The following is a 13,076-nucleotide window of genomic DNA, read 5'->3' on the forward strand; positions in this document are numbered from 1 at the left end:
GACGACCTGGGTGGGCACGTCGGTGCGGCTGCCTAGGATGGAGGGCGATGAGCGGCCTCTTCGACCACCTCCCCTTCGACGACCCGGTCCCCCCGATGAGCGCGGACGCGGCCAGCGGGCACGCCCACCCGCACCCCGGCGACGGGCCGGTCGACGACCGCGGCGTGCCGGCCTGGGCGGTGTCCGGAGACACCCCACCGTCCGCGTCGGCGCGCGGCCGGCAGCACCCCGGGCCGACCGTCCAGGAGCTGCTGTCCGGGTTGAACGAGCCCCAGGCGGAGGCGGTGCGGCACCAGGGCAGCCCGTTGCTCATCGTCGCCGGTGCCGGTTCCGGCAAGACGCGGGTGCTCACGCACCGCATCGCCTACCTGCTCGCCGAGCGGCACGTCCACCCCGGGCAGATCCTGGCCATCACCTTCACCAACAAGGCGGCCGCCGAGATGCGCGAGCGGGTCGCGGCACTCGTCGGGCCCCGGGCCAAGGCCATGTGGGTCTCCACCTTCCACTCGGCCTGCGTGCGGATCCTGCGCCGGGAGGCGCAGACCGCCGGGCTGAAGAGCTCGTTCTCGATCTACGACGCCGCCGACAGCCAGCGCCTCATGGGCATGGTGATCCGCGACCTCGACCTGGACCCCAAGCGCTACCCGGCCCGGGCCTTCCTGGCCAAGGTCTCCAACGCCAAGAACGAGCTCGTCGACGAGGAGGCCTTCGCGGCGACCGTGGGGGCCAACAACTACGAGGCCAAGGTGTCCGAGGCCTACGCGATGTACCAGCGGCGGCTCCGCGCGGCCAACGCCCTGGACTTCGACGACATCATCTCCACGACCGTGCACCTGCTCCGGGCCTTCCCGGCGGTGCGCGAGCACTACCGGCGCCGGTTCCGGCACGTCATGGTCGACGAGTACCAGGACACCAACCACGCCCAGTACGCCCTGGTCCGCGAGCTGGTCGGGTACGCCGGCGACATCGTCGACGGGGGCAGCCGGGAGCTGCCCCCGGCGGAGCTGTGCGTCGTGGGTGACGCCGACCAGTCGATCTACGCCTTCCGCGGCGCCACCATCCGCAACATCGTCGAGTTCGAGCAGGACTACCCCGAGGCGCGGACCATCCTGCTGGAGCAGAACTACCGGTCGACGAGCACCATCCTCTCGGCCGCCAACGCGGTGATCGCCCGCAACCCCAAGCGCCGGGACAAGCGGCTGTGGACCGACCAGGGCACCGGGGCGTCCATCGTCGGCTACGTCGCCGACAGCGAGCACGACGAGGCGTCCTTCGTGGCCCGGCGGATCGACGAGCTGGCCGACGAGCGGGGGGTCCGGCCCGGTGACGTCGCCGTGTTCTACCGGACCAACGCGCAGTCGCGCGCCCTGGAGGAGGTGCTGGTCCGCACCGGGCTGCCCTACAAGGTCGTCGGCGGCACCCGCTTCTACGAGCGTCGGGAGATCAAGGACGCGCTGGCCTACCTGCGGGTCATCGCGAACCCGGCGGACGACGTCAACCTGCGGCGCATCCTGAACACGCCCAAGCGGGGGATCGGCGACCGGGCCGTGGCGGCGGTGACGGCGCTCGCCGAGCGCGAGCGCATCCCCTTCGTCGCCGCCCTGGGGCGGGCCGGCGACGCGCCGGGCATCGCCTCCCGGTCGGTCGCCGCGATCAGCGGCTTCACGGCGCTGCTGGAGGAGCTGGGCGAGCTGGCGGCCCAGGAGGACTCGGGCATCGGCCGGCTGCTCGAGGCGATCCTGGACCGCACCGGCTACCTCGCCGAGCTCCGCGCCAGCCACGACCCGCAGGACGAGACGCGGGTGGAGAACCTCACCGAGCTCGTCACCGTGGCCCGCGAGTTCGACGACAACTACCCCGAGGGCGGGCTGGTCGACTTCCTCGAGCAGGTCTCGCTGGTCGCCGACGCCGACGAGATCCCCGAGGGCTCGGCGGACGGTCCGGCCGGCGCCGGCCCGGACCAGGGCGTCGTCACGCTGATGACGCTGCACACCGCCAAGGGGCTGGAGTTCCCGGTCGTCTTCCTCACCGGCCTGGAGGACGGCACGTTCCCGCACCAGCGCAGCCTCGACGACCCCGCGGAGCTCGAGGAGGAACGACGGCTGGCCTACGTCGGGATCACCCGGGCCCGCGAGCAGCTGCACCTGTCCCGGGCCGGGAGCCGGGCCGCCTTCGGCGCCCCGCAGTGGTTCCCGGCGTCCCGCTTCCTCGACGAGATCCCCGACGAGCTCGTCACCTGGGAGCGCACCGACTCCGACCGCATGAGCATGGGGGGTCGTCGCTCGGCGGCCGAGGGCCTAGGGCTGAGCTGGTCCGGCGGGTATGCCGGGGGGCGGGGCGGGTCCTCCGGCGGCGGTCGTCCCGCCGCGGTGCGGCTCGACCCCCGGGGCAGCGCCCCGCGCCGCGACCGGACCCAGGAGCAGGAGGCCGAGCTGGCGGGTCTGGCGGCCGGCGACAAGGTCAGCCACGACAGCTTCGGGATGGGCACGGTGGTCCTCGTGGAGGGCACCGGCCAGCACACGATGGCCCACGTCGACTTCGGCGACGCCGGGCTCAAACGCCTGCTCGTGCGGGTGGCGCCGCTGGTCAAGCTCTGAACGGGCCTGCGATAGTCTGCCTCGCAGTGCCGCCGACGGCGCAGTTCGCGTGCGGTCGTGCGGTGTCCACCGGCATGCCGGAGCACCTCCGGCGACCATCGACAGACGGGAACCGCAACTGTGGATCTGTTCGAGTACCAGGCACGTGACCTCTTCGAGAAGCACGGGGTACCCGTGCTCGCCGCCGAGGTCGTCACCGAGGCCGCCGATGCTGGTCCGGCGGCCGAGCGGGTCGGCGCCGACAGCGGTGGGGTCGTCGTCGTCAAGGCCCAGGTGAAGGTCGGGGGGCGCGGCAAGGCCGGGGGCGTCAAGCTGGCGAAGAGCCCGCAGGAGGCCGTGGAGGCCGCCGAGCAGATCCTGGGCATGGACATCAAGGGCCACACCGTCGGTGCGGTGATGATCGCCCAGGGGGCCCGGATCGCGGAGGAGTACTACTTCTCGCTGCTGCTGGACCGGACCAACCGCTCGCTGCTCGCCATGTGCAGCAAGGAGGGCGGGATGGACATCGAGACGCTGGCCGAGGAGCGGCCGGAGGCCCTCGCCCGGGTCGCCGTCGACCCCGGCACCGGCATCGACGACGCGAAGGCCCGCGAGATCCTCGAGCAGGCCGGTTTCGAGACCGCCGACGTGGACGCCATCGCCCCGGCGCTGGTGCGCCTGTGGGACGTCTACAAGGGGGAGGACGCGACGCTGGTCGAGGTCAACCCGATGGTGCGCACCGAGGACGGCCAGGTGCTGGCCCTGGACGGCAAGGTCACCCTCGACGACAACGCCGACTTCCGGCACGAGGACCACGCGGCCCTGGCCGACACGGCCGCCGCGGACCCGCTGGAGGCGAAGGCCAAGGAGATGGGCCTCAACTACGTCAAGCTCGACGGCAACGTCGGCATCATCGGCAACGGCGCCGGGCTGGTCATGTCCACCCTCGACGTGGTCGCCTACGCCGGCGAGGAGCACACCGCCGGCCAGGCCCGCCCGGCGAACTTCCTCGACATCGGCGGTGGTGCCTCGGCCGAGGTCATGTCCAACGGGCTCGACGTCATCCTGAACGACGAGCAGGTCAGGTCGGTCTTCGTCAACGTCTTCGGCGGGATCACGGCCTGCGACGCGGTCGCCACCGGCATCGTCAAGGCGCTGGAGATCCTGGGCGACGAGGCGACCAAGCCGCTGGTCGTCCGGCTGGACGGCAACAACGTCGAGGAGGGGCGCGCGATCCTCGCCGAGGCCGCCCACCCCCTGGTGACCATCGAGGACACCATGGACGGCGCCGCCCGCCGGGCCGCCGAGCTGGCCGCGAACTGACCCTGCCGACACGACATACCGAAGGAAACGACGAGACCACCATGGCGATCTTTCTCACCCACGACTCCCACGTCATCGTCCAGGGCATGACCGGCTCCGAGGGGATGAAGCACACCCAGCGCATGCTGCGCTCCGGCACCCGCGTCGTCGGCGGCGTCAACCCGCGCAAGGCCGGCCAGACGGTCGACTTCGAGGACGGCGTGCAGGTGCCGGTCTTCGGCTCCGTCGCCGAGGCGATGGAGGCGACCGGCGCGAACGTGTCCGTGCTCTTCGTGCCCCCGGCCTTCACCAAGGCAGCCGTCGTCGAGGCGGTCGACGCGGGGATGCCGCTGGCCGTCGTCATCACCGAGGGCGTGCCGGTGCAGGACACCGCGGAGTTCTTCTCCTACGCCCAGGACAAGGGCACCACCCGGATCATCGGCCCCAACTGCCCCGGGCTCATCAGCCCCGAGCAGTCCAACGCCGGCATCATCCCGGCGGACATCACCGGCCCCGGCCGGATCGGGCTGGTGTCCAAGTCGGGCACGCTGACCTACCAGATGATGTACGAGCTCAAGGAGATCGGCTTCTCCACGGCCGTCGGGATCGGCGGTGACCCGATCATCGGCACCACCCACATCGACTGCCTGCAGGCCTTCCAGGACGACCCGGACACCGACGCCATCGTCATGATCGGCGAGATCGGCGGCGACGCCGAGGAGCGGGCCGCCGCCTACATCAAGGACAACGTCACCAAGCCGGTCGTCGGCTACGTCGCCGGGTTCACCGCGCCGGAGGGCAAGACGATGGGCCACGCCGGCGCCATCGTGTCCGGCTCCTCGGGCACGGCCGCGGCGAAGAAGGAGGCCCTCGAGGCCGCCGGTGTCAAGGTCGGCAAGACGCCGTCGGAGACCGCCGAGCTCATGCGGGAGATCATCGCCGGCCTCGGCTGACGGGCACCACGCGCACGCCGGGACCACCCCCCGTCGCCGACCATGAGGGGGATGACTGTGGCGGAGCGGACGAGCGGCAGACGGACCCCCGAGGCGGCACGTGACGGCGTGGCCGGGCGGGGCCCGGTGCTGACCGTCCGACGGCTGGGGGAGCTGCTCGGGGCCGGGACGGCCGGGGTGGTGTGCGTCCTGCTCGGCCTGCTCGTCGTGGTGCTGCCCACCGTGCTGGCGTGGGTGGTCGACGAGCGCAGCACGGCGAGCTTCTGGCAGTCGGTGGGCGTCGGCGTGGACGTCTGGGCGCTCGCCCACCGCGCGAGCGTCGTCACCCCCGCGGCCGAGCTGGTGCTGGCGCCGTTGCTGCTCACCCTGCTCTTCCTCGGCCTCTGCTGGTATGCCGCGCGCCAGGTCGTCCTGAGCCGCCACCACCTCACGGCGCGGGTCCCGAGGATCGGCGGCTGGCGCACCGCGTGGAGCGCCCTCGGCGGGTCCGACGGCACGGCCTTCGTCCTCGGCTACCTCCTCGCCGGCCTGCTCGTCGCGCACACGGCCAGCTTCGGGCTGGCCCCGGTCCGGCTGCTCACCCTCGTGCCCGGAGCGGTCCTCGTGCCCCTGGTGGCGCTGGGCCTGGTGTGGCTGGGAGAGCACCGGCGCGAGGAGCACCCCACCGTCGGCGCCGGCCTGGCCTTCCTCGAGGCGCGCACCCCCGTGCTGGTGCGGCGCGCCCTGCCGCCGGTCGCCGAGGTGCTGGTCGGCCTCGTCACCGTGGCGCTGCTGCTCGTGCTCGGGCTGCTGGTGCTGCGCGGCGAGCGCATCATCACCCTCTACGGCTCGCTCGACGCCGGGGTCGTCGGCACCTCGTTGCTCACCGTGGGCCAGCTGCTGGCGCTCCCGAACCTCATGGTGTGGGCGCTGGCGTGGATGACCGGGTCCGGGGTGACGGTCGGCACCGTGCACGTGGGTTGGAACGCCACCACGCCGGGAGACCTGCCGGTGCTCCCGGTCCTCGGCGCGCTGCCCGAGGCGGGGCCCCTGCCGCCCGGCCCGTGGGCCCTCGCGCTGGTGCCCCTCGTCGCTGGCGGCTGGCTCGGCCACCGGGCCGTCGGGGCGGCGTCCCGGCTGTCCTCGTGGTGGACCAAGGCGCAGATCATGCTGGCCTCCTGCGTGGCCGTCGCGGCGGTCGTGCTGATCCTGTCCTGGCTGGCCACGGGCGGGCTCACCCCCGGCCTGCTGGGGACCGTCGGCGTGGAGCCGTGGCGGACGTCCGGACTGCTGCTGCTGGAGCTGGCCGTGGGCGGGCTGGTCGTCGTGACCGCGCTGCACCTGAGCCGGCGACGGCTCCGGGGACGCCGGTGAGCCCGGCCCGGCGCCGGTGAGCGGGCTGCCCCGGCCCCGGGTGGTGGCCCTGGTCTCCGGTGCCGGCACGCTGCTCGAGGCCGTGCTCGAGGCCTGCGCCGACCCTGCCTACGCCGCGGAGGTGGTGGCCGTCGGTGCCGACCGGGACGGCATCGAGGGCCTGGACCGGGCCCGCCGGAGGGGCCTGCCGACCTTCGTCGAGCCGCTCTCCGACCACCCGGACCGGGACGCCTGGGACGTGGCGCTGGCCGACCGGATCGGCGCCCACCACCCGGACCTGGTGCTGAGCGCGGGGTTCATGAGGATCCTCGGCCCGTCGGTGCTCGCGGCGCACCGCGTCGTCAACACCCACCCGGCCCTGCTGCCCTCCTTCCCGGGGGCGCACGCCGTCCGGGACGCGCTCGCCCACGGCGTCAAGGTCAGCGGGTGCACGCTGCACGAGGTCGACGCCGGTGTCGACACCGGGCCCATCCTCGACCAGCGTGCCGTGCCGGTGCTGGACGGTGACACCGAGGAGAGCCTGCACGAGCGCATCAAGGTCGCCGAGCGGGAGATGCTGGTGGCCGCGCTACCCCGGCTGGCGCGCGTGCACCCGCTCGACGACGCCTAGCGACGTCCGCTCCGACTCCGCCACCTCCAGGCCGACGGCCGCGAGGAGCGGCGCCGGGCGACGGCCGAGGTGCTCGCCCGCCAGCGGCACGGTCACCAGGTCGGCGAGCGCCTGCGGCAGCCGCACCCACCAGCGGTCGGAGGCGACGTGGTCGGCCAGCAGCAGGGACCCTCCCGGGCGCAGCACCCGGGCCATCTCGGCGAGGGCGGCCCCCACGTCGGGCACGCAGCACAGGGTGAAGGTCGACACGACCGCGTCGAAGGACGCGTCCTCGGCGTCCAGGGCACCCGCGTCGCCCCGCACGAAGGTCACCGGCCGGCCCAGGTCGGCCGCCCGCTGCCGGGCCTGCTGGAGCATCGGCTCGCTGCGCTCCAGACAGGTCAGCCGGACGTCCGGGGGGTAGTACGGCAGGTTGGCCCCCGTCCCCACCCCGACCTCCAGCACCTCCCCGCGGGCGCGGCCGGCCACCCACGGACGGCTCGGTGCGAGCAGGCGGCGCTCGATGCCGGCCGACAGCTCGTCGTAGCGGTCGGCGACCTGGTCCCAGCGCCGCGCGTGCCGCGCCTGCCTGTCGTCCACGCCCCGAACCTACCGGGCGGAGGCGTGCCCGGGCGCGGGTAGACTGGCCGGACACGACTGGCGCGGGTGGGACACCACCGGGGAGTGCACGCGTGGGCATCGCCCGCCTGGGTGCCTGCACCGTCCGTCCGACGGTCCGCACCGGCCGTCGGGCACGCACCCGAGGAGCGATCCGCCGTGAGCATCCCGACCCCCTCCCCCTCCAGCGACACCCCCACCGACGGGCGCCGTCCGGTCCGCCGCGCCCTGGTCTCGGTCTACGACAAGACCGGCCTGGACGAGCTGGTCACCGGGCTGTCCGAGGCCGGTGTCGCCCTCGTCTCCACCGGCGGGTCCGCCGCCCGCATCGAGGGGCTGGGCCTGCCCGTCACCCGGGTCGAGGAGCTGACCGGCTTCCCCGAGTGCCTCGGCGGCAGGGTCAAGACCCTGCACCCCCGCGTGCACGCCGGCCTGCTGGCCGACACCACCGACCCCGAGCACGTCCGCCAGCTCGAGGAGCTGGGGATCGAGGGCTTCGACCTGGTCGTGGGCAACCTCTACCCGTTCGCCGACACGGTGGCCTCGGGGGCCGACCAGGACGAGTGCGTCGAGCAGATCGACATCGGCGGGCCGTCCATGGTCCGCGCCGCGGCCAAGAACCACCGCAGCGTGGCCGTCGTCACTAGCCCCGCGGCATACCCGCAGGTGCTGGACGCGGTGGCCGGCGGCGGCTTCACCCTGGCGCAGCGGCAGCGGCTGGCCGCTGACGCCTTCGTGCACACCGCGACCTACGACGTGCACGTCGCGTCGTGGATGGCGGACGCCCTCGCGGACACCGGGGACGGGACCGGCTTCCCCGCCTGGCGGGGCGCCACCTGGGAGCGCGCGGCGGTGCTGCGGTACGGCGAGAACCCGCACCAGCGGGCCGCGCTCTACGTCGACGCCGCCAGCACCGGGCCGGCGCTCGCCGGGGCGGAGCAGCTGGGCGGCAAGGAGATGTCCTTCAACAACTACGTCGACGCCGACGCCGCCCGCCGCGCCGCGCACGACCACGGCGACCAGCCGACCGTGGCGATCATCAAGCACGCGAACCCGTGCGGCATCGCCGTCGGCGCCGACGTGGCGCAGGCGCACGCCCGGGCGCACGCCTGCGACCCGGTCTCCGCCTTCGGCGGCATCGTGGCGACCAACCGACCGGTCACCGAGGCCATGGCCCGCCAGGTCGCCGAGGTCTTCACCGAGGTCGTCGTCGCGCCCGACTTCGAGCCGGCCGCCCTCGAGGTGCTGCAGGCCCGCAAGAACCTCCGGCTGCTGCGCGTCGCCTCGCCCCGACCCGGCGGTGTGGAGACCCGGGCCGTCTCCGGCGGTCTGCTCGTGCAGGAGGTCGACGCCGTCGACGCCGAGGTGGACGGCGGCGGCGACGACGCCGACCGCTGGCGGCTCGTGGCCGGCGCCCCGGCCGACGAGGCCACCCTCGCCGACCTGCAGTTCGCCTGGCGCGCGGTGCGCGCGACGCGGTCCAACGCCATCCTGCTCGCCGACGACGGCGCCTCCGTCGGCGTCGGCATGGGCCAGGTCAACCGGGTGGACTCCTGTCAGCTCGCGGTGCGCCGGGCGGGGGAGCGGGCGGCCGGGTCGGTGGCCTCCTCCGACGCCTTCTTCCCCTTCGCCGACGGGCTGCAGGTGCTGCTCGACGCCGGCGTCCGTGCGGTCGTCGCCCCCGGCGGCTCGATCCGGGACGAGGAGGTCGTCGCCGCGGCCGAGCAGGCGGGGGTGACGATGTACTTCACCGGCACCCGGCACTTTGCCCACTGACCTCGCCGAGGAGCGGGCGGCCGGGTCCGCGCCGCTCGTCAGCACCGTGCTGCCGCTGCTCGCGGCGGGTGCCTGCGGGGCGGTGCTGCCGGTCCAGTCGCGGGTCAACGGCGTGCTCTCGGAGCAGGTGGGGGCGCTGCCCGCGGCGACCCTGTCCTTCGGCAGCGGCCTGGTGGTGCTCACGCTGCTGCTGGGGCTGGCCCCGCTGCGGCGCCGTGCCGCGGTGATCTGGTCCGCGGTGCGCTCCGGGGGGCTGCGCCGCTGGCAGGTCGTGGGCGGGGTCGGGGGTGCCCTGCTCGTCGCCAGCCAGACGTATGCCGTGCCGCAGGTCGGCGTCACCGCCTTCCTCGTCGCGGTGATCGGCGGGCAGTCGGTGAGCGCCCTGCTCGTGGACCGCGTGGGGCTGGGGCCGGGACCCGCACAGCCGCTGCGGGTCGGGCGGGCCGCTGCGGCGCTGCTGGCCGTCGTCGGGGTGGCGGTCGCCTCCTCCGCCCGGCCGGCCGACGACGGACCCGGGGGCGGCGCCGGCGTGGGCTTCGCCCTCGCGCTGACGCTGGTGTGCGCGGCCGGCGCGCTGACCTCCGTGCAGCAGGCCCTCAACGGCGTGGTCACGACGGTGAGCCGGGCGCCGGTCGCGACCGCCTGGGTCAACTTCCTCACGGGCACGCTGACGCTCGTGCTGATCGGGCTCGTCTCCTCCGCCGCCGGTGGTCTGCGCCCCAGCGCCGTCGCGCCGGGGTTGCCCTGGTGGGCGTGGACCGGAGGCGTCATGGGCATCGTCTTCATCGCGCTCGCGGCCTACGCCGTGCAGCACCTGCCGGTGCTCGTCTTCGCCCTGGTGACGATCACCACCCAGCTGCTGGTGGGGATGCTGCTGGACGCCCTCGACCCGGTCGGGCGGGCGGCGCTCGGCCCGCAGCTGCTGCTCGGCGTGCTCCTGGCCCTCACCGCCTCGGTCTGGGCGGCGCTGGCCCGCCCCTCGAGGCGGCGGGGCGTGTCCTCGCCCGCGGCGGCCCCCCACCGGTAGGCTCCCCGCCATGGCGACTCTCGTGATCACCGTCATCGGCGACGACCGTCCGGGACTGGTCAACGTGCTGGCCGACGCGGTGGCCGGGCACGGGGGCAGCTGGGAGCGCAGCCAGCTGGCCGAGCTGGCCGGCAAGTTCGCCGGGATCGTCACCGTTCAGGTCCCCGACAGCCGGGCACCGGCCCTGGCCGAGGCCCTGGGCGAGCTCGGGGGCGTGCTGGAGACCACCGTCCAGCTGGTGGGCGACGACGCGGACGCCGGGCCCGGGACGGTGCCCGAGGGCGACCTGCTGCACCTCGACCTCATCGGCAACGACCGGCCCGGCATCGTCAAGGAGATCAGCGCGGTCCTCGCCGAGCAGGGCGTCTCGGTCGAGGACCTGCAGACCAAGGTCGTGCCGGCCCCGCAGGCCGGTGGCGACCTCTTCGCGGCGAAGGCGCGCCTGCGGGTGCCCGGCACGGCCGACCAGGGAGCGTTGCGCCAGGCTCTCGAGGCCCTGGCCTCCGAGCTGCTCGTGGACCTCGACGTCGAGGCCGACGACCAGCCGGAGTGGGAGTGAGCCGGGGCGTCCCCGCGTCCTAGACTCGACGCCATGACCGCGACGATCCTCGACGGCAAGGCCGTGCACGCGACCATCCAGGACGAGCTGCGCACCCGGGTCGAGGCGCTGGCCCGGCGGGGCGTCGTCCCCGGGCTGGCGACCGTCCTCGTCGGCGACGACCCGGCGAGCCGGTGGTACGTCGGGGCCAAGCACAAGGACTGCGCCGCGATCGGCATCACCTCCGTGCGGCGCGAGCTGCCTGCGGGGGCCGGTCTCGACGAGGTGCTCGCGACCGTGGACGAGCTCAACGCCGACCCTGCGGTCACCGCCTTCCTCGTCCAGCAGCCCACCGGGCTGGACGAGTTCGCGATCCTGTCCCGGGTCGACCCGGCCAAGGACGTCGACGGGCTGCACCCCACCAACCTGGGCGCCCTCGTCCTCAACGAGCCGGCCCCCCTGCCGTGCACCCCGGTGGGCTGCGTGGAGCTGCTGCGGCGCTACGACGTGCCGATCGCCGGCGCCGAGGTGGTCGTGGTCGGGCGCGGGCTGACCGTCGGGCGGCCGCTCGGGCTCATCCTCACCCGGCGCAGCGAGAACGCCACGGTGACCCTGTGCCACACCGGGACCCGGGACCTGGCGGCGCACACCCGGTCGGCCGACATCATCGTCTCCGCGGCCGGGGTGCCGGACATGATCACCCCCGACATGGTCAAGCCCGGCGCGGCCGTCATGGACGTCGGCGTGGCCCGGCGGGACGGCAAGATCGCCGGTGACGTGCACCCGGACGTCGCGCAGGTCGCCGGGTGGTTGACCCCGAACCCCGGCGGGGTGGGCCCGATGACCCGGGCCATGCTGCTGAGCAATGTCGTCGAGGCCGCGGAGCGCGCCGCCGACGCGGCGTGATGGGCGGCCCGCTGGGCGACGAGCAGCGCCGGGAGGCGGGCGGCTCCACGCAGCCGCTCGGCCCGTGGTGGGTCGGCGTGCTGGGGCTGGTCGTCTCGGCGGTGCTCCTGACGTCCTCCAACCTGCGGGCCTACGGCTACGCCCTCGGCGCCACCCTGGGCGTGCTGGCCCTCCTGCGCGCCGTGCTCCCGCCCGGGCGGGCCGGGGGACTGGCGGTGCGCGGCCGGGCGACCGACATCGTCACCCTGCTGCTGCTCGGTGCCGCGACGGTGGCCGTCGCGGCCACCCTGCGCCTGGGCTGAGCCGCGGTCGTCACGCACCTGCGCCGGTCACGGCATACCGGGTATGCCCTCCCTCGCCCCGCCACGGGCGAGCCGGACTAGATGAGGCCGAGCTGGGTGACGGCCGCCTTCTCCTCGGACAGCTCGGCGACCGTGGCGGCGATCCGGCCCCGGGAGAAGTCGTCGATGTCGAGGCCCTGGACGATCTCGTAGGACCCGTCGCGGGTGGTCACCGGGAAGGAGCTGATGAGGCCCTCCTCGACGCCGTAGGAGCCGTCGGAGCGCACGGCCATCGACACCCAGTCGCCCTCGGGCGAGCCGCGCAGCCAGTCACGGGCGTGGTCGATGGTGGCCGACGCCGCGGACGCGGCGGAGGAGGACCCGCGGGCCTCGATGATGGCGGCCCCGCGCTTGGCGACGGTCGGGATGAAGGTGTCCTCGATCCACTGCTGGTCGCCGACGGCCTCGGCGGCGTTGCGGCCACCGACCTGGGCGTGGAAGAGGTCCGGGTACTGGGTGGCGCTGTGGTTGCCCCAGATCGTCATGTGCGAGACGTCGGTGACGGGGGAGCCGACCTTGGCCGCCAGCTGGGCGATGGCCCGGTTGTGGTCCAGCCGGGTGAGGGCCGAGAACCGCTCGGCCGGGATGTCGGGAGCGTTGCTCATGGCGATGAGGGCGTTGGTGTTGGCCGGGTTGCCCGTCACCGTGATCCGCACGTCGTCGGCGGCGTGGTCGTTGAGGGCCTTGCCCTGGGCGGTGAAGATGGCGCCATTGGCCTCCAGCAGGTCGCCCCGCTCCATCCCCTTGGTGCGCGGCCGCGCGCCGACGAGCAGCGCCACGTTGACGCCGTCGAAGACGACGTCGGCGTCGTCACCGGTCTGGACATCGGTGAGCAGCGGGAAAGCGCAGTCGTCGAGCTCCATGACGACGCCCTCGAGGGCGCCCAGGGCCGGGGTGATCTCCAGCAGCCGCAGCTCGACCGGGGTGTCCGGCCCCAGCAGCTCGCCGGAGGCGATGCGGAAGAGCAGGCTGTAGCCGATCTGACCGGCAGCTCCGGTGACGGCGACCTTGACGGGAGTGTTCACGAGCGAGGACCTTCCTTCGGGTGCAGCTGGACTGGCGCCGTGCCCGCACGGTGCCAGGCAGGATCCGTGCCG

The 13,076-nt window shown here is 74.2% G+C and carries 12 protein-coding genes and 1 riboswitch; of the genes, 10 read left to right on the forward strand and 2 right to left on the reverse strand.

Annotated features, from left to right (window positions below):
• Positions 1-47 precede the first annotated feature (47 nt).
• From pcrA to purN, 5 genes are all read left to right on the forward strand, one after another.
• Entirely contained in the window at positions 48-2,597 is a 2,550-nt protein-coding gene (pcrA, locus tag EUS26_RS08325) for a DNA helicase PcrA (protein WP_130013043.1), read from the forward strand.
• A gap of 120 nt (positions 2,598-2,717) precedes the next feature.
• A complete protein-coding gene (gene sucC, locus EUS26_RS08330; protein ID WP_130013045.1) occupies positions 2,718-3,899 on the forward strand; it encodes an ADP-forming succinate--CoA ligase subunit beta in 1,182 nt (393 codons plus the stop codon).
• A 41-nt stretch (positions 3,900-3,940) separates the two neighbouring features.
• On the forward strand, positions 3,941-4,831 hold the full coding sequence (sucD, locus tag EUS26_RS08335) for a succinate--CoA ligase subunit alpha (protein ID WP_130013047.1): 891 nt from the start codon (positions 3,941-3,943) through the stop codon (positions 4,829-4,831).
• Between the two features lie 51 nt (positions 4,832-4,882).
• Positions 4,883-6,184 (forward strand): cell division protein PerM, encoded by a 1,302-nt coding sequence (locus EUS26_RS08340; RefSeq protein ID WP_130013048.1) that lies wholly within the window; start codon positions 4,883-4,885, stop codon positions 6,182-6,184.
• A gap of 16 nt (positions 6,185-6,200) precedes the next feature.
• Positions 6,201-6,794 (forward strand): phosphoribosylglycinamide formyltransferase, encoded by a 594-nt coding sequence (gene purN / locus EUS26_RS08345; RefSeq protein WP_420329999.1) that lies wholly within the window; start codon positions 6,201-6,203, stop codon positions 6,792-6,794.
• On the opposite strand, the gene EUS26_RS08350 is transcribed toward purN, so the two are convergent.
• Positions 6,753-7,373 carry a class I SAM-dependent methyltransferase gene (locus EUS26_RS08350; protein ID WP_130013050.1) on the reverse strand — a complete coding sequence of 207 codons (621 nt, stop codon included), beginning with the start codon at positions 7,371-7,373 and terminating at the stop codon, positions 6,753-6,755. The genes purN and EUS26_RS08350 overlap by 42 nt on opposite strands.
• Before the next feature lie 43 nt (positions 7,374-7,416).
• Positions 7,417-7,493, forward strand: a riboswitch (ZMP/ZTP riboswitch).
• Between the two features lie 57 nt (positions 7,494-7,550).
• Here EUS26_RS08350 and purH point away from each other — a divergent pair.
• From purH to EUS26_RS08375, 5 genes are read left to right on the forward strand one after another with little or no spacing between them, the layout of a single operon-like run.
• Positions 7,551-9,167 carry a bifunctional phosphoribosylaminoimidazolecarboxamide formyltransferase/IMP cyclohydrolase gene (gene purH, locus EUS26_RS08355; protein WP_420330000.1) on the forward strand — a complete coding sequence of 539 codons (1,617 nt, stop codon included), beginning with the start codon at positions 7,551-7,553 and terminating at the stop codon, positions 9,165-9,167.
• Positions 9,157-10,194, forward strand: a complete 1,038-nt coding sequence (locus tag EUS26_RS08360; RefSeq protein ID WP_130013052.1) for a DMT family transporter — start codon at positions 9,157-9,159, stop codon at positions 10,192-10,194. The genes purH and EUS26_RS08360 overlap by 11 nt, the downstream gene beginning before the upstream one ends.
• Positions 10,195-10,204: 10 nt before the next feature.
• The gene (locus tag EUS26_RS08365) at positions 10,205-10,753 is read left to right on the forward strand and encodes a glycine cleavage system transcriptional repressor (protein ID WP_130013053.1); all 549 of its coding nucleotides are present in this window, start codon (positions 10,205-10,207) and stop codon (positions 10,751-10,753) included.
• A gap of 33 nt (positions 10,754-10,786) precedes the next feature.
• Positions 10,787-11,638 carry a bifunctional methylenetetrahydrofolate dehydrogenase/methenyltetrahydrofolate cyclohydrolase gene (locus EUS26_RS08370; RefSeq protein WP_130013055.1) on the forward strand — a complete coding sequence of 284 codons (852 nt, stop codon included), beginning with the start codon at positions 10,787-10,789 and terminating at the stop codon, positions 11,636-11,638.
• Entirely contained in the window at positions 11,638-11,940 is a 303-nt protein-coding gene (locus EUS26_RS08375) for a DUF3017 domain-containing protein (RefSeq protein WP_130013057.1), read from the forward strand. The genes EUS26_RS08370 and EUS26_RS08375 overlap by 1 nt, the downstream gene beginning before the upstream one ends.
• 77 nt (positions 11,941-12,017) lie before the next feature.
• Here EUS26_RS08375 and EUS26_RS08380 read toward each other — a convergent pair whose 3' ends face one another.
• Positions 12,018-13,004, reverse strand: a complete 987-nt coding sequence (locus tag EUS26_RS08380; protein WP_130013059.1) for a malate dehydrogenase — start codon at positions 13,002-13,004, stop codon at positions 12,018-12,020.
• Positions 13,005-13,076: the final 72 nt, after the last annotated feature.

It is taken from the genome of Serinicoccus sediminis, from assembly GCF_004153545.1.
GTDB lineage: Bacteria > Actinomycetota > Actinomycetes > Actinomycetales > Dermatophilaceae > Ornithinicoccus > Ornithinicoccus sediminis_A.

Bases quoted from the DNA above. Each gene is read 5' to 3' on its own strand.
- pcrA (WP_130013043.1), top strand. From the start codon at position 48: ATGAGCGGCCTCTTCGACCACCTCCCCTTCGACGACCCGGTCCCCCCG.
- EUS26_RS08370 (WP_130013055.1), top strand. From the start codon at position 10,787: ATGACCGCGACGATCCTCGACGGCAAGGCCGTGCACGCGACCATCCAG.
- EUS26_RS08365 (WP_130013053.1), top strand. From the start codon at position 10,205: ATGGCGACTCTCGTGATCACCGTCATCGGCGACGACCGTCCGGGACTG.
- EUS26_RS08340 (WP_130013048.1), top strand. From the start codon at position 4,883: ATGACTGTGGCGGAGCGGACGAGCGGCAGACGGACCCCCGAGGCGGCA.
- sucD (WP_130013047.1), top strand. From the start codon at position 3,941: ATGGCGATCTTTCTCACCCACGACTCCCACGTCATCGTCCAGGGCATG.
- EUS26_RS08375 (WP_130013057.1), top strand. From the start codon at position 11,638: ATGGGCGGCCCGCTGGGCGACGAGCAGCGCCGGGAGGCGGGCGGCTCC.